At 42.2% G+C, this 21,298-nt stretch carries 20 protein-coding genes and 1 riboswitch; of the genes, 7 read left to right on the top strand and 13 right to left on the bottom strand.

Annotation, left to right across the window (positions count from 1 at the left end; genetic code table 11):
* Nucleotides 1–33: 33 nt before the first annotated feature.
* The 8 genes from NSS65_RS05480 to NSS65_RS05445 form a co-directional block, all read right to left on the bottom strand.
* The gene (locus tag NSS65_RS05480) at nucleotides 34–1,185 is read right to left on the bottom strand and encodes an acetylornithine transaminase (RefSeq protein ID WP_041117114.1); all 1,152 of its coding nucleotides are present in this window, start codon (nucleotides 1,183–1,185) and stop codon (nucleotides 34–36) included.
* On the bottom strand, nucleotides 1,182–1,958 hold the full coding sequence (gene argB / locus NSS65_RS05475; protein ID WP_025093396.1) for an acetylglutamate kinase: 777 nt from the start codon (nucleotides 1,956–1,958) through the stop codon (nucleotides 1,182–1,184). The genes NSS65_RS05480 and argB overlap by 4 nt, the downstream gene beginning before the upstream one ends.
* Before the next feature lie 14 nt (nucleotides 1,959–1,972).
* The gene (gene argJ, locus NSS65_RS05470) at nucleotides 1,973–3,193 is read right to left on the bottom strand and encodes a bifunctional ornithine acetyltransferase/N-acetylglutamate synthase (protein ID WP_061109664.1); all 1,221 of its coding nucleotides are present in this window, start codon (nucleotides 3,191–3,193) and stop codon (nucleotides 1,973–1,975) included.
* Nucleotides 3,194–3,215: 22 nt separating this feature from the next.
* Entirely contained in the window at nucleotides 3,216–4,253 is a 1,038-nt protein-coding gene (gene argC, locus NSS65_RS05465) for an N-acetyl-gamma-glutamyl-phosphate reductase (protein ID WP_061109663.1), read from the bottom strand.
* Between the two features lie 137 nt (nucleotides 4,254–4,390).
* Nucleotides 4,391–4,939: an MFS transporter gene (locus tag NSS65_RS05460; protein ID WP_061109662.1), complete on the bottom strand. Its 549-nt coding sequence runs from the start codon at nucleotides 4,937–4,939 to the stop codon at nucleotides 4,391–4,393.
* A complete protein-coding gene (locus NSS65_RS05455) occupies nucleotides 4,936–6,381 on the bottom strand; it encodes an FAD-binding oxidoreductase (RefSeq protein ID WP_326135030.1) in 1,446 nt (481 codons plus the stop codon). Before NSS65_RS05455 ends, NSS65_RS05460 begins: the two co-directional genes overlap by 4 nt.
* Before the next feature lie 123 nt (nucleotides 6,382–6,504).
* Entirely contained in the window at nucleotides 6,505–6,813 is a 309-nt protein-coding gene (locus NSS65_RS05450) for a metal-sulfur cluster assembly factor (protein ID WP_024425066.1), read from the bottom strand.
* Nucleotides 6,814–6,859: 46 nt separating this feature from the next.
* The gene (locus NSS65_RS05445; RefSeq protein WP_264316076.1) at nucleotides 6,860–7,645 is read right to left on the bottom strand and encodes an alpha/beta fold hydrolase; all 786 of its coding nucleotides are present in this window, start codon (nucleotides 7,643–7,645) and stop codon (nucleotides 6,860–6,862) included.
* Between the two features lie 137 nt (nucleotides 7,646–7,782).
* On the opposite strand from NSS65_RS05445, the gene NSS65_RS05440 reads away from it, so the two are divergent.
* The 3 genes from NSS65_RS05440 to NSS65_RS05430 all read left to right on the top strand — a co-directional run bounded on the left by NSS65_RS05440 (nucleotide 7,783) and on the right by NSS65_RS05430 (nucleotide 9,021).
* Nucleotides 7,783–8,595, top strand: a complete 813-nt coding sequence (locus NSS65_RS05440) for a Cof-type HAD-IIB family hydrolase (protein WP_024425068.1) — start codon at nucleotides 7,783–7,785, stop codon at nucleotides 8,593–8,595.
* An 88-nt stretch (nucleotides 8,596–8,683) separates the two neighbouring features.
* Complete coding sequence (locus NSS65_RS05435) at nucleotides 8,684–8,833, top strand: hypothetical protein (protein ID WP_024425069.1); 150 nt, start codon at nucleotides 8,684–8,686, stop codon at nucleotides 8,831–8,833.
* Entirely contained in the window at nucleotides 8,830–9,021 is a 192-nt protein-coding gene (locus NSS65_RS05430; protein ID WP_024425070.1) for a DUF3813 domain-containing protein, read from the top strand. Before NSS65_RS05435 ends, NSS65_RS05430 begins: the two co-directional genes overlap by 4 nt.
* A 51-nt stretch (nucleotides 9,022–9,072) precedes the next feature.
* On the opposite strand, the gene NSS65_RS05425 is transcribed toward NSS65_RS05430, so the two are convergent.
* Together NSS65_RS05425 and NSS65_RS05420 are read right to left on the bottom strand one after the other, a co-directional pair.
* Nucleotides 9,073–9,528 (bottom strand): BsuPI-related putative proteinase inhibitor, encoded by a 456-nt coding sequence (locus NSS65_RS05425; RefSeq protein ID WP_024426502.1) that lies wholly within the window; start codon nucleotides 9,526–9,528, stop codon nucleotides 9,073–9,075.
* Between the two features lie 14 nt (nucleotides 9,529–9,542).
* On the bottom strand, nucleotides 9,543–10,385 hold the full coding sequence (locus tag NSS65_RS05420; protein ID WP_024425072.1) for a YitT family protein: 843 nt from the start codon (nucleotides 10,383–10,385) through the stop codon (nucleotides 9,543–9,545).
* A gap of 139 nt (nucleotides 10,386–10,524) precedes the next feature.
* Here NSS65_RS05420 and NSS65_RS05415 point away from each other — a divergent pair, with 139 nt between their 5' ends.
* Nucleotides 10,525–11,376 carry a DegV family protein gene (locus tag NSS65_RS05415; protein WP_024425073.1) on the top strand — a complete coding sequence of 284 codons (852 nt, stop codon included), beginning with the start codon at nucleotides 10,525–10,527 and terminating at the stop codon, nucleotides 11,374–11,376.
* A gap of 47 nt (nucleotides 11,377–11,423) precedes the next feature.
* Here NSS65_RS05415 and NSS65_RS05410 read toward each other — a convergent pair whose 3' ends face one another.
* From NSS65_RS05410 to NSS65_RS05400, 3 genes are all read right to left on the bottom strand, one after another.
* Complete coding sequence (locus NSS65_RS05410; protein ID WP_326135029.1) at nucleotides 11,424–13,073, bottom strand: methyl-accepting chemotaxis protein; 1,650 nt, start codon at nucleotides 13,071–13,073, stop codon at nucleotides 11,424–11,426.
* Complete coding sequence (locus NSS65_RS05405; protein WP_065214218.1) at nucleotides 13,070–14,047, bottom strand: BMP family ABC transporter substrate-binding protein; 978 nt, start codon at nucleotides 14,045–14,047, stop codon at nucleotides 13,070–13,072. The genes NSS65_RS05410 and NSS65_RS05405 overlap by 4 nt, the downstream gene beginning before the upstream one ends.
* 145 nt (nucleotides 14,048–14,192) lie before the next feature.
* Nucleotides 14,193–15,041: a S1 RNA-binding domain-containing protein gene (locus NSS65_RS05400; protein ID WP_024426505.1), complete on the bottom strand. Its 849-nt coding sequence runs from the start codon at nucleotides 15,039–15,041 to the stop codon at nucleotides 14,193–14,195.
* Nucleotides 15,042–15,266: 225 nt separating this feature from the next.
* On the opposite strand from NSS65_RS05400, the gene NSS65_RS05395 reads away from it, so the two are divergent.
* The 3 genes from NSS65_RS05395 (at nucleotide 15,267) to metH (ending at nucleotide 21,290) form a co-directional block, all read left to right on the top strand.
* A complete protein-coding gene (locus tag NSS65_RS05395) occupies nucleotides 15,267–15,758 on the top strand; it encodes a YajQ family cyclic di-GMP-binding protein (RefSeq protein ID WP_012009527.1) in 492 nt (163 codons plus the stop codon).
* Between the two features lie 81 nt (nucleotides 15,759–15,839).
* Nucleotides 15,840–15,958: riboswitch (SAM riboswitch) on the top strand.
* 78 nt (nucleotides 15,959–16,036) lie between these two features.
* On the top strand, nucleotides 16,037–17,878 hold the full coding sequence (locus NSS65_RS05390) for a bifunctional homocysteine S-methyltransferase/methylenetetrahydrofolate reductase (RefSeq protein WP_061109658.1): 1,842 nt from the start codon (nucleotides 16,037–16,039) through the stop codon (nucleotides 17,876–17,878).
* Nucleotides 17,862–21,290 carry a methionine synthase gene (gene metH, locus NSS65_RS05385; RefSeq protein ID WP_144496568.1) on the top strand — a complete coding sequence of 1,143 codons (3,429 nt, stop codon included), beginning with the start codon at nucleotides 17,862–17,864 and terminating at the stop codon, nucleotides 21,288–21,290. The genes NSS65_RS05390 and metH overlap by 17 nt, the downstream gene beginning before the upstream one ends.
* Nucleotides 21,291–21,298: the final 8 nt, after the last annotated feature.

The following is a 21,298-nucleotide window of genomic DNA, read 5'->3' as shown; positions in this document are numbered from 1 at the left end:
ATGCATTTTTATACGTTTGTTTGTAAAAAAAATTTACACCGAAACTGTTTTATTGGCTAATACTTGAACAATTGTTTCGATCGCTTGATCCAGCTCTGCTTTCTTCACATTCAGCGGAGGTAATAAACGAATGACATTCGGACCAGCTGGAAGCACCAGCAGCCCTTGTTCTCTAAGAGCTGTGATATAGCCGGCGACTGGCTGATCACATTCAATACCTGCCATCAATCCTTTTCCCCGCACTTCTTTTACGATATTCAGCTGTTTGACATTTTGCAGCTTTTCTAACAGGTAATCACCCTTTTCTTTCACTTCTGAAAGAAACTCTTCTTTGAAAATGACATCGAGTGTCGCATTCACAGCCGCCATGGCAAGCATATTTCCACCAAATGTTGTACCATGTGAACCTGGCGAGAATGCATCTCCTAGAGCTTTTTTCCCTATGACTGCACCAACTGGAAAGCCGCTTCCTAACCCTTTTGCCGAAGAGATAATATCAGGGTCAAGACACGTCTCTTCGTACGCAAATGCTGTTCCTGTTCGACCGATGCCGGTTTGGATTTCATCTACAATCAGCAGTGCTTCATGCTTTTTGCAAAATGCTTGAACGGCTTCTAGAAATTCTGGTGTCGCTGGATTCACTCCACCTTCACCTTGCACAACCTCCAGCATCACCGCTGCCACATCATCGACTTCACACGCTGACATAGCGTCTGGATCATTAAACGGTACGTAGTGAAAGCCTTCTAGCATAGGGCCAAAGCCAGTTTTGATTTTATCTTGGCCTGTCGCAGCCATACCAGCATACGTGCGCCCATGGAAAGAGTGCAAAAATGTAATGATATTTGTTTTCCCTGTCGCTTTACGTGCTAATTTAATGGCACCTTCATTTGCCTCTGCCCCGCTATTGCAGAAAAACACGAGATCCCCTGAACTGTTTTCTGCCAGCTTTTCTGCTGCTTTTTCTTGCAGTCCATTTTCAAATAGATTTGAAACATGCCAGACGTGGTCAAGCTGTTCCTTAATGGCTTCATTGACCTTTGGGTGATTGTGGCCTAAATTTGTAACCGCAATGCCTTGTATAAAGTCTAAATATTTTTTTCCATTTGTATCGACTGCCCAAGAACCTGCAGCCTCTTTAATTTCAACATTCCACCGACCATAAGTTTGAAAGAGATGACTCACAGGACCGCCTCCTTTTGTTTCACAATTCTTGTTCCTTTAAAGGTTTCTCCTGTAAAGATACTGCCTTTGCCATTTACGATCATCACTTCATCCACATCACCTGATAAAGCACTCAATGCGGATTGTACTTTTGGAATCATTCCCCCGGAAATAATGCCTTCATCAATGAGTGAAAGGGCTTCTTGTTCGGTGACGACATCTAATAGTTCACCATTTTTTAAAATGCCTTCAACATCTGTGACAAACATAAGCTTATCAGCCTTCATGGCTCCGGCGACAGCTGATGCTGCTAAATCGGCATTCACATTTAAGGTTTGGCATTCTTCCGTCATAGACAGCGGCGCAATCACAGGAATGAATTGTTTTTCCATGAGTGCTTCTGCCATCTCTGGATGAACTTCTTTGATTTCGCCAACGTACCCGTAAACGTCTTGATCTAGGAAATCGGCGACAAGCATCTGCCCATCTTTACCGGATACGCCGACAGATGAAATATCATGCTTTGCGAGCTCTGACACAAAGTATTTATTGACCGTTCCCGAAAGAACCATTTCGGCTACCTCTAACACAGGCTTCGTTGTTTTACGCTGCCCGTCAACAAATTCTGTTTTCACTTCTAATTTTTGCAGCATGTCGGTGATTTCAGGTCCTCCGCCATGCACGATAGCCAGTTTAAATCCAGCGGCTTGAAGTGAGCGGACATTTTCATAAAAGGTATCTGAAAGTTCTCGAATGACACTGCCTCCACACTTGAACACGATCGTTTTATTCATGTCTATCTCCTTCTTTATGTGCGATAGCTCGCGTTAATTTTCACATAATCATAGGTAAGGTCACAGCCCCATGCTGCTGCTTCACCATTCCCCTCACTCATTTGAATGAAAATCGTAATCTCATCCTTTTCTAGATATGCTTTTGCTTCCTCTTCTGAGAATGGCTGCGGTTCATTGCGTTTGAACAAACATTGTCCGCCTAAATAGACTTCTACCTCTTCCGGTGTGACGGAAGCTGCGCTATGACCAATGGCTCCAACGATTCGGCCCCAGTTGGCATCCGTACCATATACGGCAGTTTTAACAAGACTTGAACCAACGATTTTTTTCGCAATGATGCCGGCTTCCAAGTTATTTTTAGCACCAGCGACTTTCGCTTCAATTAATTTTGTTGCGCCTTCTCCATCTCTCGCAATCTCTTTGGCTAAATCCTCACAAGCAAGTTTTAATCCTTCTTTAAACAATGGCCATTCTGGATGCTCTTCATTGAGTACATCGTTTTGTGCCATGCCATTTGCCATCACAAGCACCATATCGTTTGTCGAAGTTTCTCCGTCGACGGTAATTTGATTAAAGGTCACATCCGTAATGTCACGAAGCGCTTGCTGTAAGGCTTCCTGTTCAACATTTGCATCTGTTGTGACAAAGCCAAGCATTGTCGCCATGTTCGGGTGAATCATGCCAGAGCCTTTTGCTGCGCCTGAAATGATAATCTCTTTTTCGTCTATCGTAAGAGTGTATGCTGTATTTTTAATGACAGTATCTGTCGTTAAGATCGCTTCTTCAAAATGGCCTTTTTCGGCTTTTGCTTCTTTTAAATCGGCGATGCCCTTTTTGATTTTATCCATCTCCAGACATTCCCCAATGACACCAGTAGAAGAAACAGCAATGTAATCAGGTGCTACACCTAACATATCTGCACAGGCTGCCTGCATGTCGTATGCGTCTTTTATTCCCTGCTCACCAGTACATGCATTGGCGATAGCACTATTGACAATGACACCTTTTAATTGTCCTGTCTTTTTTAAGCTTTGTTGTGTGACTTTGAGAGGCGCAGCTTGAAAGTGACTTTGTGTGTAGACCGCTGCACTTGCTGCTGGTACTTCGCTGACGATGAGGCCAAGGTCTTTTTTTGAATAGCGCAAGCCAATGTGAATCCCCTTTGCTTCAAAGCCTTTTGGTGATGATACGTCACCGTCTATTTTGACAATGCTTTTTTCATTCAATTCGATCATGTTTGTTGTCTCCCCTGTTCTCTTATGGATAAAGAGGTGTCATTGTGAGGCCCGCCTCTTCATGTAAGCCTTTGATAATGTTGAAGTTTTGAACCGCTTGGCCGGCCGCGCCTTTCATGAGATTGTCTATGACCGACACGATTGTCAGTCTCCCTGTTCGCTCATCTAAATGAAAGCCAATATCACAGAAGTTACTGCCGTATACTTCTTTCGTTTGTGGATAAACGCCGTGATCTCTCACTCTGACAAAATAGGAATCTTCATAAAAGTCTTTCATTCGCTTCATCAATTCTTCTTTTGTGGCTTCTGTTTTTAATTGTGTATACATCGTCGCCATAATCCCTCTTGTCATCGGGACAAGATGCGTAGAAAATGTGACGTTCGCCGTCTGCGGATTCCATTCTCTTAATATTTGCTCTATTTCTGGCGTATGCTGATGCTCATTCACCTTATAAATTTTAAAGTTATCGTTTAGTTCTGAAAAATGCGTGCCAAGTGAGGCAGATCGTCCGGCACCGGACACCCCTGTTTTTGCATCTATTATAATCATGGATTCATCGATGACATTCTGTTTGATGAGCGGTGCTAAACCGAGAAGAACTGCGGTAGGAAAGCAGCCCGGATTGGCAATCACTTCAGCCTGTTGAATTTTGTCACGATTCAGTTCGGATAAACCGTACACCGCTTGCTGGACAGATGCTGCATCCGCTGCCCTTCGTTTATACCAAGCTTCATAGGTTGCTCCATCTTGAATGCGCAAATCACCTGATAAATCAATGATCGGCACTCCTTGATTCATAAGCTTTGGTGTCAGTTCACTAGATACGCCTGCTGGTGTCGCTAAAAACACAGCATCTGTCTCTTGCACAATGGCAGCCGGGTCAATGGCTTTTAATGTTTGGTCAGTCATGTTTGTCAGATGCGGATAAGATTGACTGTATGATTGCCCATCACCACTTGATGAATACAATATACATTCCTCCACATGCGGGTGATGCTTGAAGATACGAACCAATTCCGCACCACCGTACCCTGTAGCACCTATAATACCTATTTTCAACGTCAATACACCCTCTTGATCTTTGTGAAATTATTTAACATTATAACATGTATAAAAATTAATTCAATTGTATATTTAATATTTGTTTTCATTTTTTTTCAACAAAAAAACCGCATATCTTCATGAGACATGCGGATTTATCTTTCGTTTTTGATATAGAGGACCATGAGTGCACTGCATAAATATAATATGGAGCTTGCATAAAAAATGAAGTAAACGGTAAAGAAATCAGCAAACAGGCCGCCAAGCATAATGGCAATGGATGAAAATAGGGCTGTCCAAAAATGATAGTGACCGACTTCTTTCATTCTTTTGTTCTCTGTTGTCAGATCAGTGACAAGCAGTTTCTCCCCATGTTTTTGAAAGCCGCCCAGCGCACCAAGTGCAAGCTGAATGATATACACTTGCTCCACTTCTGTTATATGCGGAAAAAGCAGCAAAAGAAACGCCATACCGAACGAATGAATGATTAAAAAGAGCCGCCTGTCAGTGGTTTCCGGCAGTTTTCCTAAAAGTAAATGAATAAACGCACCGCTTAAACCAAACAGACCATAGGCGAGTCCAAACTGTGAATAGCTTGATCCAACATTTTTAATAAAAAGAATGTAAAAGGGGAATATCAAACTGCTGGCGAAAAACAGCAGACTTTGAGAGTAGACGAACCATTTCATTGCTTTTGCATTCATTGTGTATTGTACCTCTCATAAAAGTAGTTGGTAAACGTGCCATCTGGATCTGCTTGTTTTTTCTTTTGGAAAAATACATCGGTTTTAGGATAAGCCCGCTTCATTTGCGCCTTCGTTTGATAAGGCATGTACGGTAAGTAATAGCTTCCATCGTGCCGCAGCGTGATATCTGTCATTTTTCGAATGATCCGCTCTGCTTCCGCCTTCTCTTCTTTTTCGAACCCGTAATTCACTAAAAGCACAAGGGCAAACATATCTTGTTTCGCATATGAGAGATCCGCTTTTTCATTTTTTTGAACGTAGCGGATTGTGATATTCATTAGATTCAAATCTTCCTGTTGTAAGAAGGCTCTCATGTCATCGATGTACGCACGAAAACGGTCAACTGGGACGAAATATTCCTGCAGCACATCTGTGTCTGACTCATTTTCATATTCCAAAAAGGCAGAATCAGAACGCATCACATTGTTTCTTGTGATCAGCTGATCATTTTGACTTAGGAAATACTTCTTTTGCAAATTCCAGAGCAGATCTTTCCCCATATCAAATCTCCTTGAAAGGCCGAGCATAAATTTCAATGGCATAACGAGTTGATCTTCTTTCAGCTCTTGATATGATTCGTTTTTTTGATCTGAAGAGAGGGAATAATTCGTCACATACATTTCTTTCAAAAAGTTTGTTTTTGCTGTTGAGATTCTGGCAAGATGCATGCGTACTTCTTTATTGTGTTTGACATGCTTTTGAAAATAATCCGTATACTCATCGTAATCTAGAGAGGTTGTCTCCATTTTATATAATTCATCTTTTGTTAAAGAAAGATCAGCATCTAAAATGACACCGAACAATCCGTATCCCCCAATGACCGCAGAAAACAAATCATCACCTAGCTTTACTGTGACAATCTCACCATTTGCTTTTAACAGCCTAAAGGAACGTACCGTATCAATGAGTGACCCGTAGCGAATGTCACGTCCATGTGCATTTGCACTTAAAGATCCGCCAATTGTAAAGATATTCTGCGATTGCATCACCTTCACAGCTAGGCCATATGGATTCACATATTTTTGTATATCATCCCATGTAGCACCGCTTTGAACCCGAATCGTTTTCTTTTTTGGATCAAACGCTAAAATCTGGCGGAATTCCGTCATATCGAGCACGATGCCGTTTTCATAATATGTGTGGCCGCCCATACTATGCTGTTTTCCGGCAATAGAAATCGGCAGGTGTTTAGCTTTTGCTTCTTTCAATACTTCTTTTAACGTGTCTATCTCTTTCCCTTGAACAACTTTTTTGATTTTGACAGGCATGAGATGACTGACATCAGTAAAAGCCTCAAGATCCTTTTTTTTGTGTACTTGGCCTTCTCGTATAGTGATTGATATAAGAAATGCAGCAGCATATACGATCAAAAGAACGATCCATAGCCATTTTTGTTTCATGATAGGTACTCCGTTCTATAAAATTACATCTATTATATCAAGCTACTCTCTTCCTCCACCTTAATTTTTCATAAAAAAACCTGGCATGAGTTTAACTCATACCAGGCATTTTTCATTTTGTGCTTATTGAATACCGAGCGCGATTTTTGCGTATCTTGACATTTTGTCTCGTGTCCAAGGGGGATTCCATACGATGTGAACTTCTGTTTCTTTTACTTCTGGAAGATCACTTAATGCTTTTTTGACTTCATCTACGATAATTGGTGCAAGAGGACAACCCATTGATGTTAAGGTCATGGTGATATCCGCTTTTCCATTCTCATCAAGATCGACATCATAGACAAGTCCAAGGTTGACGATGTCGACATTCAGCTCAGGGTCAATCACCTGTTCTAGGGCGCCTAAAATATTTTCTTTCAATGCTTCATCCATGATATCCACTCCTTTTTCCATTAGTATAACGTACTTTTTCTTATGACTAAACGTTTGTGCTTTTCAGATGTGTCTCAAACCAGTCTATCGTTTCGAACATCGCTTGTCTTGAGACCTTATGTCCAGCTTGTCCATCAGTGATAAAACGAATCAGATGCGGATCCTGCTTATATTGTGTGGCTACTAACTCATCATATAGAGTTTTTGCGTGCCGGTAAGGGACGACAGGATCGTTTTCTGCATGCCAGAATAACAGCGGTCTTTTGTTTAATCGATCCGTTTGCAGCGTTAAATCATATGGGCGCAGGGCGTCTAATTGCAGATGAACCTCTTCGTCTGTAATGTCTTTCATTAACCCTTTGTGACGCATGTCCATGATTTGTGCTTTTAGAAACGTCGTATAGTTTGGACTTCCCATCAAGCTGACAGCGGCTTTGATCCAATCATGCTTGGCAAGTGCACCAAAGGTGGTGATGCCGCCCATGGATGTACCCGCAACGCCTATCAGATCGGCTTCAATCAATTGTTTTTCTTGAAAGTATGTTTTAAGTATATCGATTTCACGAATTTCGTTCAGGACAATTTCCCAGAACTTTGATGCCAGTTCCTCTAAGCTGAGGTTTTCTGATCTTACACCATGATAAGCACAGTCAGGCAAAATGACTCTTATGCCTTTTTCCGCCAAATGGAAGGCAAAGTGTAAATTATGCTCGCGTGCACTTGTAAATCCGTGAATAAAAAATACAAGCGGCAGCGGTTTGTCTTTATTTTCAGCTTTTACGATATGTAAAAATGGAATATCGCGCGTAATTTGCTCATCAATGGTGATCACAGCCTATGAATCCTCCTTTATCATTCCCGTCTTTGTTTATTTTAACATGTAGACAACAAAGATGTGATAAAGATACACTATAGAAAGAGGCGCTAACATGAATTGCCTCCTATCACTTACAGATCAAAGGAGATTTTATGGAGACTAAACCTTATCTAATCGCACTTGACCTGGATGGCACATTATTAAAAGATGATAAAACCATTTCTGCGCATACACTTGACGTCATTCAAAAAGTGAGAGACAGCGGGCATCATGTCTGTATATCAACAGGCCGGCCATTTCGTTCCAGCTCTCCTTATTATCAGCAATTACAGCTTGATTCACCCATTGTGAATTTTAACGGAGCGTTTGTCCATCATCCTCTTGATGAAAAATGGGGCAGATTTCATACGTCACTTGATCTTCAAGTAGTCAAACAGCTTGTAGACATTAGTGAAGAATATAAAGTGCATAATGTCTTAGCTGAAGTGTTAGACGATTTGTATTTCCATTATCATGATGAAAAACTCATTGATATCTTTAATATGAATGCAAACAAAGTCACTGTTGGAGACCTTAGAGACAACCTTGGAGAGAATGTGACGAGCGTGTTAATTCATGCAAAAGAAGAGGACGTCGGAGCCATTCGAAGCTATTTATCAGATGTTCATGCAGAAGTGATTGATCACAGGCGCTGGGCTGCCCCGTGGCACGTGATTGAAATCATTAAAACAGGCATGAACAAAGCCGTTGGACTGCAAAAGATCAGTGATTATTACGGTGTTCCTAAGGAGCGGATTGTGGCATTCGGAGATGAAGACAATGATTTAGAAATGCTTGAATTTGCTGGATGCGGTGTAGCAATGGGCAACGGAATTGATGCCGTGAAACGTGTCTCAAATGAAGTCACTGATACAAATGAACAAGATGGGATTGCAAAGTTTCTAACGAATTACTTCTCGCTTTAATTTTTCCATTCATACATAGCAGATGAAAGCGGGCATACTACCGTTAGACAGGTTGTCCTGTCAGCTTGTGTAAAGGGGCGGATTCCGAATGGGTAAAAGAAGCAAATCGAAACGCTTTATACAACAAGGTAAAGATTCAGTCAGTCTTCATGACGCACGTTTTCCTTATCGTTCGACACTTGAAGAAGCGTCAGACAGAGGGAATATGAAGACTGATGCTTCTGGAGGTTCATTGTGAGAAACGAACTTTTTGATCAAGCCAAATCGTTTACTGAAGAAGCTCTTACTTCTTCATTTTCATCTGGGTTAGAGCGTCAGCAGGCAGTCAAGCGAGCGAAAAATGCCGTATCCTCTGCATTTGCCAATTCGACAGATGCAGAAAGAAACCAGCTGCATACCTTCCAAGACTTGCTCGATGATCTCTAACATAAAAAAAGCTGTTCACCTAATGTGGACAGCTTTTTCTGATTCCCTCGCTTATTTGACTTGAAATGTTTTCTTCTCCGTGATTTGTTTCAGCCCTTCTGCTTTTCCTTTAAACGTTACGACTGCTTCGTATGTTCCGGGCTTTACACCGTTTGACCATGTATCTTGAAAATCATAGGCCTCGCCTTTTTTCAGCACAAAAGTTTGGATGGCCTGTGTGAACATACGGTCTTTCGAATAGCGGTATTGTTCATTCCCGTTTTCGTCATACACACTAAGCTCGAATTTTTGGCTTGTGTTAAAAGTAAATTCAAAATCTCGGTCTGATTCATTTTTCAGTGACATGTTAAATTGAACTGAAGAACCTTTCTGGACGGGGTCTACTGTGAGCTCAACCGTTTTTTCTCCCATTTGACCGGATACCTCCTTGTCTGGTTCATCCTTTTTTTGTTGTCCACAAGCGGCTAAAACCAATAGAATGAGGAGAAGCACAAACCCTTTTTTCATCTGCTACCCACCTTTTAATCTCGTCTGAAAAATCCAAGAATATTGGTTGTCTGTACAATATTTGTAAAGGCTTTTGGATCGACTTCTTTAATAATTTGTTCAAGTTCATACAGCTCATACCTTGTAATAACGATCACCATCATTTCCTTTTGCTCGTTGGTGAATGCGCCTTTTGCAGGTACAGTCGTAATGCCTCTGACCATTTTTCCGTAAATGGCTTCTTTGATTTCATCTGCTTTCTTCGTGACAATCATCGCGGTCAGCTTCTCATGTCTTGTATGGATGGCATCAATGACCCTTGTGGTCACATATAATGTGACAAGGGTATATAATGCTTTCTCCCAACCTTGTAATAATCCTGCTGTAAAAATGATGATTCCATTTAAAATGAAGAAATACGTGCCAACTGGTTTATCCTTCCACTTCGCTAAAACCATAGCAACAATGTCTAGTCCGCCTGTCGATGCCCCGTATTTGAGCGTAATCCCAATCCCTACTGCGGATATGACACCGCCAAACACAGCATTTAATAAAATATCGTGGGAAACACTCGTTTCTGGTAAAATGCCAAGGAAAATGGTCGTCAGTGCAACACTGATGATGCTGTACAAAGTAAAGGAACGGCCAACTTTCATCCAGCCTAAAATGCCGACTGGAATGTTTAAAATAAATAATAGAATCCCTGTTGATACATAAAATGGCGCATATTGATCGATTAAGCTGGATAACAGCTGGGCTACCCCTGTAAAACCGCTTGCATATACGTCAGCTGGGATTAAAAATAAATTCAGTCCAATCGCATTGAGTAATGCACCAATAACGACGACAATGAGTTTTTTTGCTTCTCCAATGAACATGTTGTCATTCCTCCACTTACCATTCTCTCTATGGTTTTCCCTAAAATTTAGAATTTGAACACGAAAAGATGATTTCTATGATATAGTTAGGCTAAAAAGATGTAAAATATGGCTTATTTTTTAGAAAGAAGGGATTTATATGACTGTTCATATCATAGCAGACAGTGCTGCTGATCTGCCTCTTTCTTATTATGATGAACATAACATAACGCTCATTCCGCTCCGCGTATTGCTTGGCGAGCAGGAATTTGAGGATTTGATCACCATTGAACCAAAACAAGTATTTGATGCGATGAGACAAGGAGCCAGTCCAAAAACGTCACAGGCTTCACCAAACCGGATCAAGGAAACCTTTGTTTCTGCCGCTCAAACCCATACATCTGCTATCTATGTCGCTTTTTCATCAGAGCTTTCAGGTACATACCAGACAGCTGTGATGATGGCAAACGAAGTGAAGGAAGAATACCCTGATTTTGATTTACGAATCATCGATTCTAAATGCGCTTCACTCGGCTATGGGCTTGCTGTCAAACACGCTCAATCACTTGCCATTGACGGAAATACAATACAAGAAATTGAAACGTCTGTAAAGCATTTTTGTGAATCTTTACAACATATTTTTACTGTAGACGATTTATCGTATTTAGCAAGGGGCGGAAGAATCAGTAAAGCGTCCGCATTTGTTGGCGGTTTGTTAAGTATTAAGCCCATTTTACATGTCGAAGATGGAAAACTCATCCCGCTTGAAAAAATCCGCGGACGTAAAAAACTGCTGAAACGCATTATTGAACTAATGAAAGAACGCGGAACGGATTGGTCGAACCAAACGGTCGGTATTAGTCATGGTGATGATCCTGCACTGGCGGAAGACATGAAACAGCTGATCGAAGCCGAATTTCATCCAAAGGAAATTGATATTCAAATCATCGGTGCCGCTGTTGGGTCCCATTCAGGGCCTAGCACGCTTGCGATCTTTTTTACAGGCAAATGATCATAAAAAGCACCCTTCCCTGACACAACACGGGAAGGGTGCTTTTCTTATGAAAGTTTAAATCGCTGGACGGTTTCATTTAACCTCGCCGTCATACTCATCAATTCTTCGACCTGTTTGTTCATTTGATGGAACGATTGCAGCTGTTCATTGGCTGAGGCAGAAATTTCTTCGCTGCCAGCTGCTGTTTCTTCTACAACTGCACTAATATTTTCAATCGAGTGCAGCACTTGTCCGCCAAGTTCTGTTGATTGCATAATTTGGTCATTTAAGACCGCCATTTCTTGTTTAATATGCTGCGCTTTTGTTTCTATATCTTCAAAGGAGTGTGAGGTTTTGTCCATCGCATCCTGCTGCTGAAGTGAAAGTTTGACCCCTTCTTGAACAGTTTGACTAATGGATTGAATGCCTCTTTCAATATGACTGACCATGTCAAAGATTTGTCTTGTTGCATTAGACGATTCATCAGCAAGCTTGCGAATTTCATCTGCTACAACGGCAAAGCCTTTTCCAGCTTCGCCTGCTCTTGCCGCTTCAATGGCTGCGTTTAAGGAAAGCAGGTTTGTTTGGTCCGCAATGTCAGAAACCGTTTTGGCCATGGCCGAGATTCCGCTGGCGTATTGCGTAAATTCTCCTGCTGATTCTTCGATTTGTCTCGTGGCATGTGTATTTTTTTCAATCGCTGTTTTTGTTTCTGTTAACGTGTGCTTTCCGCTTTCTACGGCTTCGATGGCATCCTCTGTACTGCGGATGACCGTTTGCGAGCGTTCTGAATTTTTACGTCCATGCTGGTCCATTTTCTCAATCAAGCTGACGCCGTGCTGGAGATCTTCTGAAATCGCTTGTGACCCATTGGCCATTTCGTCTGTCGAAACAGATACTTGATTCGCAGACTCCATCATCTTTTTGTTTTCATCATTCAGGTGGATCGAGAATGTCTCTACTCGGCTTGAGACATTGCTGATTTCTTTAATCAGACTAATCAGCTGATCTGTCATTTGATTAAAGGATTCATTCAAGCCGCCGATTTCATCCTTGCGCTGAATATCCATCCGCTCCACAGCAAGATTGCCTTCTGCGATCTGCTTTGCTCTGTAGGATAGTGATTTGATGGGTGTCACGATGGATCGCGTTAATCCAATATTCAAAAAGACAGCAATGACAATCAGTGTGAGTGCTGAGACGAGTGCACTTGTGATAATCCATTGGACATTGTCTGCTGCAGCCTCTAGATTTTGTTTATACTCTTCTTCTGCCCTTTTATTCATCGTATGCACATCGTTTAAAACGCCATCAATTCTTGCTGCCACACGTCTTGCATCCGATGCGTTTTTTTCACCAATGGCGTTGTTTGCTTCCTTGGTCCACGTGTCAAATTTTGAATTTAACCTTGTTAATGCCTCTTTGTTCATATTTCCTGCATGTTTGTTTAGCGTTTGCAGCTGCTTTTTTGCTGTAGAAATATCGTTTTGAACGATCTCTAGCTGTTCATCTGAGAGTGTCATCGAATAATTGGTCATGGCTTGCTCGACACTTTCAAAGCTTGCCTTCGTTTTTTGTACGTTTAATAAGGTTTGCACATCTGTCTCATTTGATGATTGGATCTTTGTCATGCTGACAATGATAAAGGCGATGACGCCAACTGCTAAAAGAAGTGAAATAAGTGAGTTAAGTAAAATTTTGACGCGTAAGCTCATGATGCGTCCCCCTCTTCTTTTAGAAGCGTCTGCTTCAGACCATTTAATTTTTTGGTCAGTGTCTCAGCATTTTTCAGGATCCGGATTTTTGCCATATCGATTCCATCATTGCTTAAGTCATAGACAACATGTCCGCTTTTCATTTGATTGTTCTTGACGAGCTGTTCACTGAATTGATAGACCACTTCATCGACTTTTTTCACCATAGACGAAATGACCGCTTTTTCAGCAGTATAGTACTGATCGCTGTCTACACCAATGGCATATTTACCCTGCGCCTGCGCTTCTTTTAATACACCGACACCTGTATAACCGGCTGCCGCATATAAAACGTCTGCTTTCTTTTTGATCATGTCTTTGGCTATTTTACTACCCTTGCCTGCATCACTAAACGTACCGGCATAGGTGGATAATATCTTGATTTTCGGATTGACTGATTTGGCCCCTTTTTGAAATCCTTTTTCAAAACGATGAATGACATCTGCGTCAACACCGCCAACAAATCCAATGACATCGCTTTTCGTTGTCATTGCAGCAAGTGCTCCCGCTAAATAGCTGCCTTGCTCTTCTTTAAACGTCACAGAGGTCACATTTTTCAGCTCAGATACAGCATCGATCAAAAGGAACTGCTTCTTCGGATATTTCTTTGCGACTTTTTCCAGGTCTTCTTGCATACTGAAACCTACACCAATGACAAGATCATTTCCATCTTTTACGAGTTCTGTCAGCCCTTTTTCATATGTATCAGTTTCTGCAATTTCTCTATAATCAAATTCAATGCCAAGCTCATCACGTGCTTTTTCTAATCCTTTAAATGATGAATCGTTAAATGATTGATCACCAAGACCATCATCTGTGAGCATAACGCCAATATGCTTCGCAGTTGATTTTGGCGCCCCCTCCTGTTGATTACCGCATGCGGCGAGCACCATAAGCATGGCTGCCATCAGAAGTAATGAAATCTTCACTTTCATCCAAAAACACACTCCTTTTATCATCCTTACTCCTTTTTTATCGGATTTGAGAGGCGTTGTTTCAATGATTAGTGAAGGTTTTTCATGACTTTTTTCACAGAAAAAATCCATTATTTAAGACAAAAATAAAAAAGTGAGCAAATGCTCACTTTTTCTCGTATGTCCAGCCTTCTTTTTGGTAAACTAAATCATTTTTCATGAGATGACCTAGTGCTCGTTTAAAGGCTGCCTTGCTCATTTGAAATCTTTCGCGGATATCCTCTGGATCACTTTTGTCCCCATAAGGCATGGCGCCGTTTCTTGTTCTCATATAGGTTAAAATTTCTTCTGCATCGACAGATAGTGCATCCTGTTTTCTAGGAAGCAGAGAAACGTTCACCGTTCCGTCCTCTTTCACTGCAATGACGCGTCCTGTCACGGTCGATCCTAATCGTGGCTCTTCCTTTCGTTCCGTGCGGTGAATAAACCCACGCACGCCTGTATCTGTCAGCATAAAAGAACCTGTCGCAATTAAACGATAGATTGTTCCAGTGATTTCTTTGTTCATTAAGGTTTCTGGTGCCTCTGTGAACAATTCACTGATCACGTCTTCTGTGGCTGGTTTTGCGAACATTCTGCCGTAGCTTGTGACTTTCAGCATACAGTAGAGTTTGTCTCCTTTTTTCGGCCATGCTTCCTCAAAAGGCGGGAGGTGTTCTGTTGCAACAAGTGCATCCTTTGACAGCCCAACATCAACAAATGCGCCCATGTCTTCTACCACGTCCACGACTTCTACCCAGTCGTATGTATGTGCGTTAATTGTAGGTATTTTCATCGTGGCAGCGAGTCTTTCTTCATGATCTACATATAAGTAGACCTCTACTTCATCTCGGTCACCAATATCTTCTGTCATTTCACTGCGGTGTAAGAGGACCGAATCTTCACCGTCTGTCAAAAAGTAGCCGTATTCCATTTCATTCTCTATTTGCAAGGTCAGTTGCTCACCTGGTCTCATGTTCTCTTCCTTCCTATCTGCCCATAAAAGAGCGTTCGTTCATCTTTTGATTCACTCTATTCTACTATACTTCTTCCTGCATGAACATCTCTAGTTCTGTTAGCTAAAGTGGACAAACTGGACACGATTTATACGGCTGGCGGCTTTACTCTTTGATAAAGTTTTCTTCTTCTGCTATTTGCATGATAAAATAGACGCAATATCTAAACTTGGAGGTCATGTGTGATGGCAAAAGAAAGCTCATTTGACATTGTATCGAAAGTTGAACTGCCTGAAGTGCAAAACGCTGTTCAAGCAGCACTGAAAGAAATTAAAAACCGTTATGATTTTAAAGGAAGTAAAAGTGATATTTCTCTCGAAAAAGAAGAGCTTGTCCTCATTTCTGATGATGACTTCAAACTTGAGCAGTTAAAAGATGTGCTTGTGACAAAGCTGATCAAACGAAATGTTCCAACTAAAAACATCGATTACGGAAAAACTGAGCATGCCCTAGGCGGTACAGTACGCCAGCGTGCGAAGCTGATCAGCGGGATTGATCAAGACAACGCCAAAAAGATCAACGCGCTTATCAAGCAGTCAGGCATCAAAGTGAAATCACAATTTCAGGATGACCAAGTGCGTGTGACAGGGAAAAATAAAGATGATTTACAAGAGGTGATTTCTCTTATGCGCAAGGCCGATTTGCCGATTGATGTCCAATTTATAAATTTTCGATAAATTTCAAATTTTCCATTGATTATTTCTGCATTTTTCGTTACAGTTGATGGAAGTTCAATTCATTGACATGTTCATATTGCTTTCTTATCAAGAGAGGCAGAGGGACTGGCCCTGTGAAGCCTCAGCAACCGGTGTAGTAGAAATCTATTTTCTATGACCAAGGTGCTAAATCCAGCAAGCAACTGCTTGGAAGATAAGGAGAAGAATTACGATACAGCCAAAAAGTCTTCTTCTTATCAGAAGGCTTTTTTTGTTACATAGAAATAAGGAGGAATACAATGGGCCTATTACAAGACTTACAAAACCGCGTACTGATTGCTGACGGAGCGATGGGAACACTTTTATACTCTTACGGCATTGACCGCTGCTTTGAAGAATTAAATTTATCGAAAGAGGATGAAGTGAAACGCGTGCACGAAGCATATGTGCAGGCAGGCGCTGACATCATCCAAACGAACACATACGGTGCGAATTATATTAAACTATCCCGCTACGGCCTAGAGGAAGAAACGAAACGCATCAATACAAAAGCGGTACAAATTGCAAAAGCAGCCGCAGGCTCTGCTTATGTACTCGGAACAATTGGCGGCATTCGGACGTTTAACAAAAATGCTTACTCTATAGAAGAAATCAAACGAAGCTTTAGAGAGCAGCTGTACATCCTATTAAATGAAGAGCCTGACGGATTATTGCTTGAAACATATTATGATATAGAAGAAGCGAAGGCTGTTCTCCAAATTGCCCGCAAAGAAACGACTCTTCCGATTGTCATGAACGTCTCAATGCATGAACAAGGCGTTTTGCAGGATGGTACCCCGCTGAAGGATGGTTTATCTGAGTTATCATCTCTTGGTGCAGATGTTGTCGGCATCAACTGCCGGCTGGGCCCTTATCACATGATTCAGGCACTTGAAGGCGTTCCACTTTTGGAAAATTCGCATTTATCTGTCTATCCTAACAGCAGTCTCCCCTCACTTGAAGCAGGCAGACTCGTCTATGATACCGATAACGATTATTTCCGAAAAAGTGCACTTGAATTTAGAAATCAGGGCGCACGTATTATCGGAGGCTGCTGCGGAACAACACCTCAGCATATTAGCGCAATGGCTGAAGCGGTCAAAGATTTAGCACCGATCACTGAAAAAGAAGTGAAGGTGTTAAAAGAAGAAATCATTTCCATCCAAGATCAGCGCACTGAGCCAGGTCTTGATGAGCTGGCTGTGAAAAAACGATCGATTATCGTAGAGCTTGATCCGCCGAAGAAGCTGAACTTCGAAAAATTTCTCGTTGCTGCAAATGAATTAAAGAATGCTGGCATTGATGCATTGACGTTAGCCGATAATTCTCTTGCGACTCCGCGCATTAGCAATGTCGCTTGCGGCGCATTATTAAAGCAGCAGCTCGATATGCGTTCTCTTGTTCATATCACATGCCGCGACCGTAATTTGATTGGGCTTCAATCTCATTTAATGGGGCTCGATACCCTTGGATTAACCGATATTTTAGCGATCACAGGCGATCCATCTAAAATTGGAGACTTCCCAGGTGCAACATCTGTGTATGATTTAACCTCCTTTGATTTGATTCGTCTCATCAAACAGTTTAACGAAGGCCTTTCTTTCTCAGGAAAGCCCCTTGGCAAAAAGACCAATTTTTCAGTGGCTGGCGCGTTTAACCCAAATGTGCGCCATATTGATAAAGCGGTGAAACGTCTTGAGAAAAAAATCGAATACGGTGCTGATTATTTTATTTCACAGCCTGTTTATTCTGAGGAACAGCTTGTGAAAATTCATGAGGAAAGCCGCCACTTGGATAAACCGATTTATATCGGCATTATGCCGTTAACAAGCAGCCGAAATGCAGAGTTTATTCATCACGAAATTCCAGGCATCAAATTATCTGATTCTATTCGTGACATTATGGCTAAGGCTGGCGAGGATAAAGAAAAGCAGCGAGCAGAAGGCTTAGCGATTGCCCGCTCTTTATTAGATACAGCCTGCGAATTGTTTAATGGCATTTATTTAATTACTCCTTTCCTTCGATCAGATTTAACAGCAGAACTGACCACCTACATCCATCAGAAAGAAAAGGAGTCTAACGTCCATGTCAACTATCACTGAACAGCTCAAAAAACGCATCCTCGTCCTTGATGGGGCAATGGGCACAATGATTCAAAACGCCAACCTGACAGCAGAGGACTTTGGCGGAGAAGAGTATGAGGGCTGTAACGAGTATTTGAATGTGACAGCCCCTCACATCATCTCTAAGATCCATAGGGAGTACCTTGAAGCAAGTGCTGACCTCATTGAAACAAATACGTTCGGCGCGACAAAGCTCGTCCTTGACGAATATGGGCTTGGGCACCTTGCCTATGAACTCAATGTTCGAGCTGCGCAGCTGGCAAAGGCAGAAGCTGACCGTTTCTCTACACCGGAAAAGCCTCGTTTTGTTGTAGGCGCAATGGGCCCGACAACGAAAACATTATCTGTAACAGGCGGCACAACCTTCAGTGAGCTCGTCAGAAATTATGAAGAGCAGGCCCGCGCTCTGATTGACGGAAAGTGTGATGCCCTTCTTTTAGAAACAAGCCAAGATATGCTGAATGTAAAAGCTGGATTCAAAGGGATTCAGGAAGCCTTCCAGCAGACGGGCATCCAATTACCACTCATGGTATCAGGAACGATTGAACCGATGGGCACCACCCTTGCTGGTCAGGATATTGAAGCCTTTTATATCTCTCTTGAGCATATGAAACCAATCAGTGTGGGCCTTAACTGTGCGACTGGTCCAGAATTTATGACAGACCACATCCGCACGCTCTCCTCCATTGCAAAGTCAGCGGTGAGCTGCTATCCGAATGCTGGTCTCCCAGATGAAGAAGGCCAATATCATGAATCCCCTGCCTCTCTTGCTAAAAAAATCGCCGCCTTTGCTAAGGAAGGCTGGTTAAATATTGTCGGCGGCTGCTGCGGAACTACACCTGCGCATATTCAAGCATTGTCAGATGAAGTACGCACGCTTCAGCCGCGTCATATCAACCGCGAATCACCGCAGCATACCGTATCAGGAATTGAGCCTCTTATTTATGAGGATTCGATGCGTCCTCTTTTTGTAGGCGAACGGACCAATGTCATTGGTTCTCGCAAATTCAAACGGCTCATTGCGGAACAAAAGTTTGAAGAAGCAGCAGAAATTGCTCGTGCTCAAGTGAAAAATGGCGCTCACGTCGTTGATGTGTGTCTCGCCGATCCAGACCGTGATGAGGCAGCAGACATGGAAGGCTTTTTACAAGAAGCCATGAAAAAGGTGAAAGCCCCTTTTGTCATTGATTCAACGGATAAACACGTGATTGAAAAGGCACTCACCTACTCTCAAGGGAAAGCCATCATCAATTCCATCAACCTTGAGGATGGCGAGGAACGCTTTGAAGAGATTCTTCCTCTTGTGAAGCTATATGGCGGTGCACTCGTTGTTGGCACGATTGATGAAATAGGAATGGCGGTGACAGCAGAACGAAAGCTTGAAATTGCTGTACGTTCTCACGATTTACTAACAAAGAAATATGGTATTCCCGCAAGTGACATCATTTTTGATCCGCTTGTCTTTCCCGTAGGCACTGGAGACGAGCAATATATTGGCGCCGCTGAAGAAACGATCAAAGGCATTAAAATGATTAAGGAAACCCTGCCTGAGTGCCTCACCATTTTAGGCATCAGCAACGTATCTTTCGGACTTCCGCCTGTTGGCAGAGAAATCTTAAATGCCGTCTATTTGTATCACTGCGTGCAAGCAGGGCTTGACTATGCCATTGTCAATACAGAAAAGCTTGAACGCTTCGCTTCCATTCCAAAGGAAGAAATCAAACTAGCTGAAACCTTGCTTTATGAAACAAATGATCAAACACTGGCTGAATTCACCCAATTTTACCGCGGCAAAAAGAAAACGGAGAAAAAACCAAAGATCTCCTTATCACTTGATGAAAGGCTGGCGCTCTATGTCGTCGAGGGAACGAAAGAAGGTCTCATCGATGACCTATCCCTTGCTTTGGAGCAATATGAATCGCCGCTTCATATCATCAATGGCCCGTTAATGCAGGGAATGGCTGAAGTTGGTCGCCTTTTTAATCAAAACGAATTGATTGTAGCCGAAGTGCTTCAATCGGCTGAGGTCATGAAAGCATCTGTTTCGTTTCTTGAGCAATATATGGAAAAGCAGCATGCGAGCGGGAAAGGAAAGATTCTACTTGCGACCGTAAAAGGAGATGTCCATGATATCGGGAAAAACCTCGTCGACATCATTTTGAGCAATAACGGCTTTCAGGTGGTCGACCTCGGCATCAAGGTGACACCTCAAACATTGATTGAAGCTGTGCAAAAGGAAAAACCAGATATGATTGGATTATCAGGCTTACTTGTAAAATCCGCACAGCAAATGGTACTAACCGCTCAAGATTTACAAAAAGCCAATATTTCTGTTCCTATTTTGGTCGGCGGTGCTGCCCTTTCTCGTAAATTTACGAAAATGAAAATTTCGCCTCATTATGATGGACCTGTTCTTTATGCAAAAGATGCGATGGACGGACTATCATTAGCCAATGAGTTAAAAGCGAATCCTCTTCAATTTCAAACAAAACCGCAAGAAGAGCCAGCGGCACCTTTCAAGGAAAAGGAAGGAAAGCAGCCGAAAGCTGTCATAGAATTACTAGAAAAACGCGCAGCACTCCCGAAGGCACCGGTATTTACGCCAGAAAATACCGCACGCCATTATGTGAGGGACATCGATTTGCATCATATTATGCCTTATGTGAATGAACAAATGCTTATTGGTCATCATCTCGGCTTAAAGGGAAAGATCAAAACCTTATTAGCTGAAAAGCACCCAAAAGCATTGGAATTAAAACAGCTTGTCACAGATCTTCTAAACGAAGGCAGAGAGAAAAACTGGTTTGCGCCAGCATTTGTGTATCAATTCTTCCCTGCCAGTTCAGACGGAAATGATTTGCATATTTATGATCCCGAAGAGCCTGACCGCATCATTGAAACGTTCCAATTTCCAAGGCAGGAGAAGCTCCCGTACCGCTCCATTTCTGATTATGTACGGAAAAGTGATGAAAACGAGAAAGATTATATTGCCTTATTCGCCGTCACAGCCGGCGCGCGTATACGCGAGGTCGCGCAGCAATTTAAGCAGGAAGGAGATTATTTAAAAATGCATGCTGTCCAAGCTCTGGCACTTGAGCTTGCAGAAGGATTAGCTGAAAGAGCCCACCAAGTGATTCGTGACAAATGGGGATTCCCTGACCCAGTCGATTTTACAATGGAAAAACGATTCCAAGCGAAATATCAAGGGCAGCGCTATTCCTTTGGTTATCCAGCGTGTCCAAATCTTGAGGATCAAGAAAAGCTGTTCAAGCTGCTTCAGCCTGAAAAAATCGGCATCCATCTCACAGAAGGATTCATGATGGAACCTGAAGCATCTGTTTCAGCGATCGTCGTTTCCCACCCTGATGCTCGATATTTTAATGTTCATTAAGACTGGAC

The sequence above is a fragment of the Bacillus sp. FSL K6-1006 genome, assembly GCF_038593175.1.
In the GTDB taxonomy this organism is placed as follows: Bacteria; Bacillota; Bacilli; order Bacillales; family Bacillaceae; genus Bacillus; species Bacillus safensis.
Note: the sequence above shows the minus strand (reverse complement) of the source record. Positions and strands in the feature narration are given on the sequence as shown.

Coding starts and splice junctions, on each gene's coding strand:
- argB (WP_025093396.1), bottom strand. CDS start 1,958: ATGAATAAAACGATCGTGTTCAAGTGTGGAGGCAGTGTCATTCGAGAA.
- argJ (WP_061109664.1), bottom strand. CDS start 3,193: ATGATCGAATTGAATGAAAAAAGCATTGTCAAAATAGACGGTGACGTA.
- NSS65_RS05460 (WP_061109662.1), bottom strand. CDS start 4,939: ATGAATGCAAAAGCAATGAAATGGTTCGTCTACTCTCAAAGTCTGCTG.
- NSS65_RS05455 (WP_326135030.1), bottom strand. CDS start 6,381: ATGAAACAAAAATGGCTATGGATCGTTCTTTTGATCGTATATGCTGCT.
- NSS65_RS05450 (WP_024425066.1), bottom strand. CDS start 6,813: ATGGATGAAGCATTGAAAGAAAATATTTTAGGCGCCCTAGAACAGGTG.
- NSS65_RS05440 (WP_024425068.1), top strand. CDS start 7,783: ATGGAGACTAAACCTTATCTAATCGCACTTGACCTGGATGGCACATTA.
- NSS65_RS05435 (WP_024425069.1), top strand. CDS start 8,684: ATGGGTAAAAGAAGCAAATCGAAACGCTTTATACAACAAGGTAAAGAT.
- NSS65_RS05425 (WP_024426502.1), bottom strand. CDS start 9,528: ATGAAAAAAGGGTTTGTGCTTCTCCTCATTCTATTGGTTTTAGCCGCT.
- NSS65_RS05420 (WP_024425072.1), bottom strand. CDS start 10,385: ATGTTCATTGGAGAAGCAAAAAAACTCATTGTCGTCGTTATTGGTGCA.
- NSS65_RS05415 (WP_024425073.1), top strand. CDS start 10,525: ATGACTGTTCATATCATAGCAGACAGTGCTGCTGATCTGCCTCTTTCT.
- NSS65_RS05410 (WP_326135029.1), bottom strand. CDS start 13,073: ATGAGCTTACGCGTCAAAATTTTACTTAACTCACTTATTTCACTTCTT.
- NSS65_RS05405 (WP_065214218.1), bottom strand. CDS start 14,047: ATGAAAGTGAAGATTTCATTACTTCTGATGGCAGCCATGCTTATGGTG.
- NSS65_RS05400 (WP_024426505.1), bottom strand. CDS start 15,041: ATGAGACCAGGTGAGCAACTGACCTTGCAAATAGAGAATGAAATGGAA.
- NSS65_RS05395 (WP_012009527.1), top strand. CDS start 15,267: ATGGCAAAAGAAAGCTCATTTGACATTGTATCGAAAGTTGAACTGCCT.
- NSS65_RS05390 (WP_061109658.1), top strand. CDS start 16,037: ATGGGCCTATTACAAGACTTACAAAACCGCGTACTGATTGCTGACGGA.
- metH (WP_144496568.1), top strand. CDS start 17,862: ATGTCAACTATCACTGAACAGCTCAAAAAACGCATCCTCGTCCTTGAT.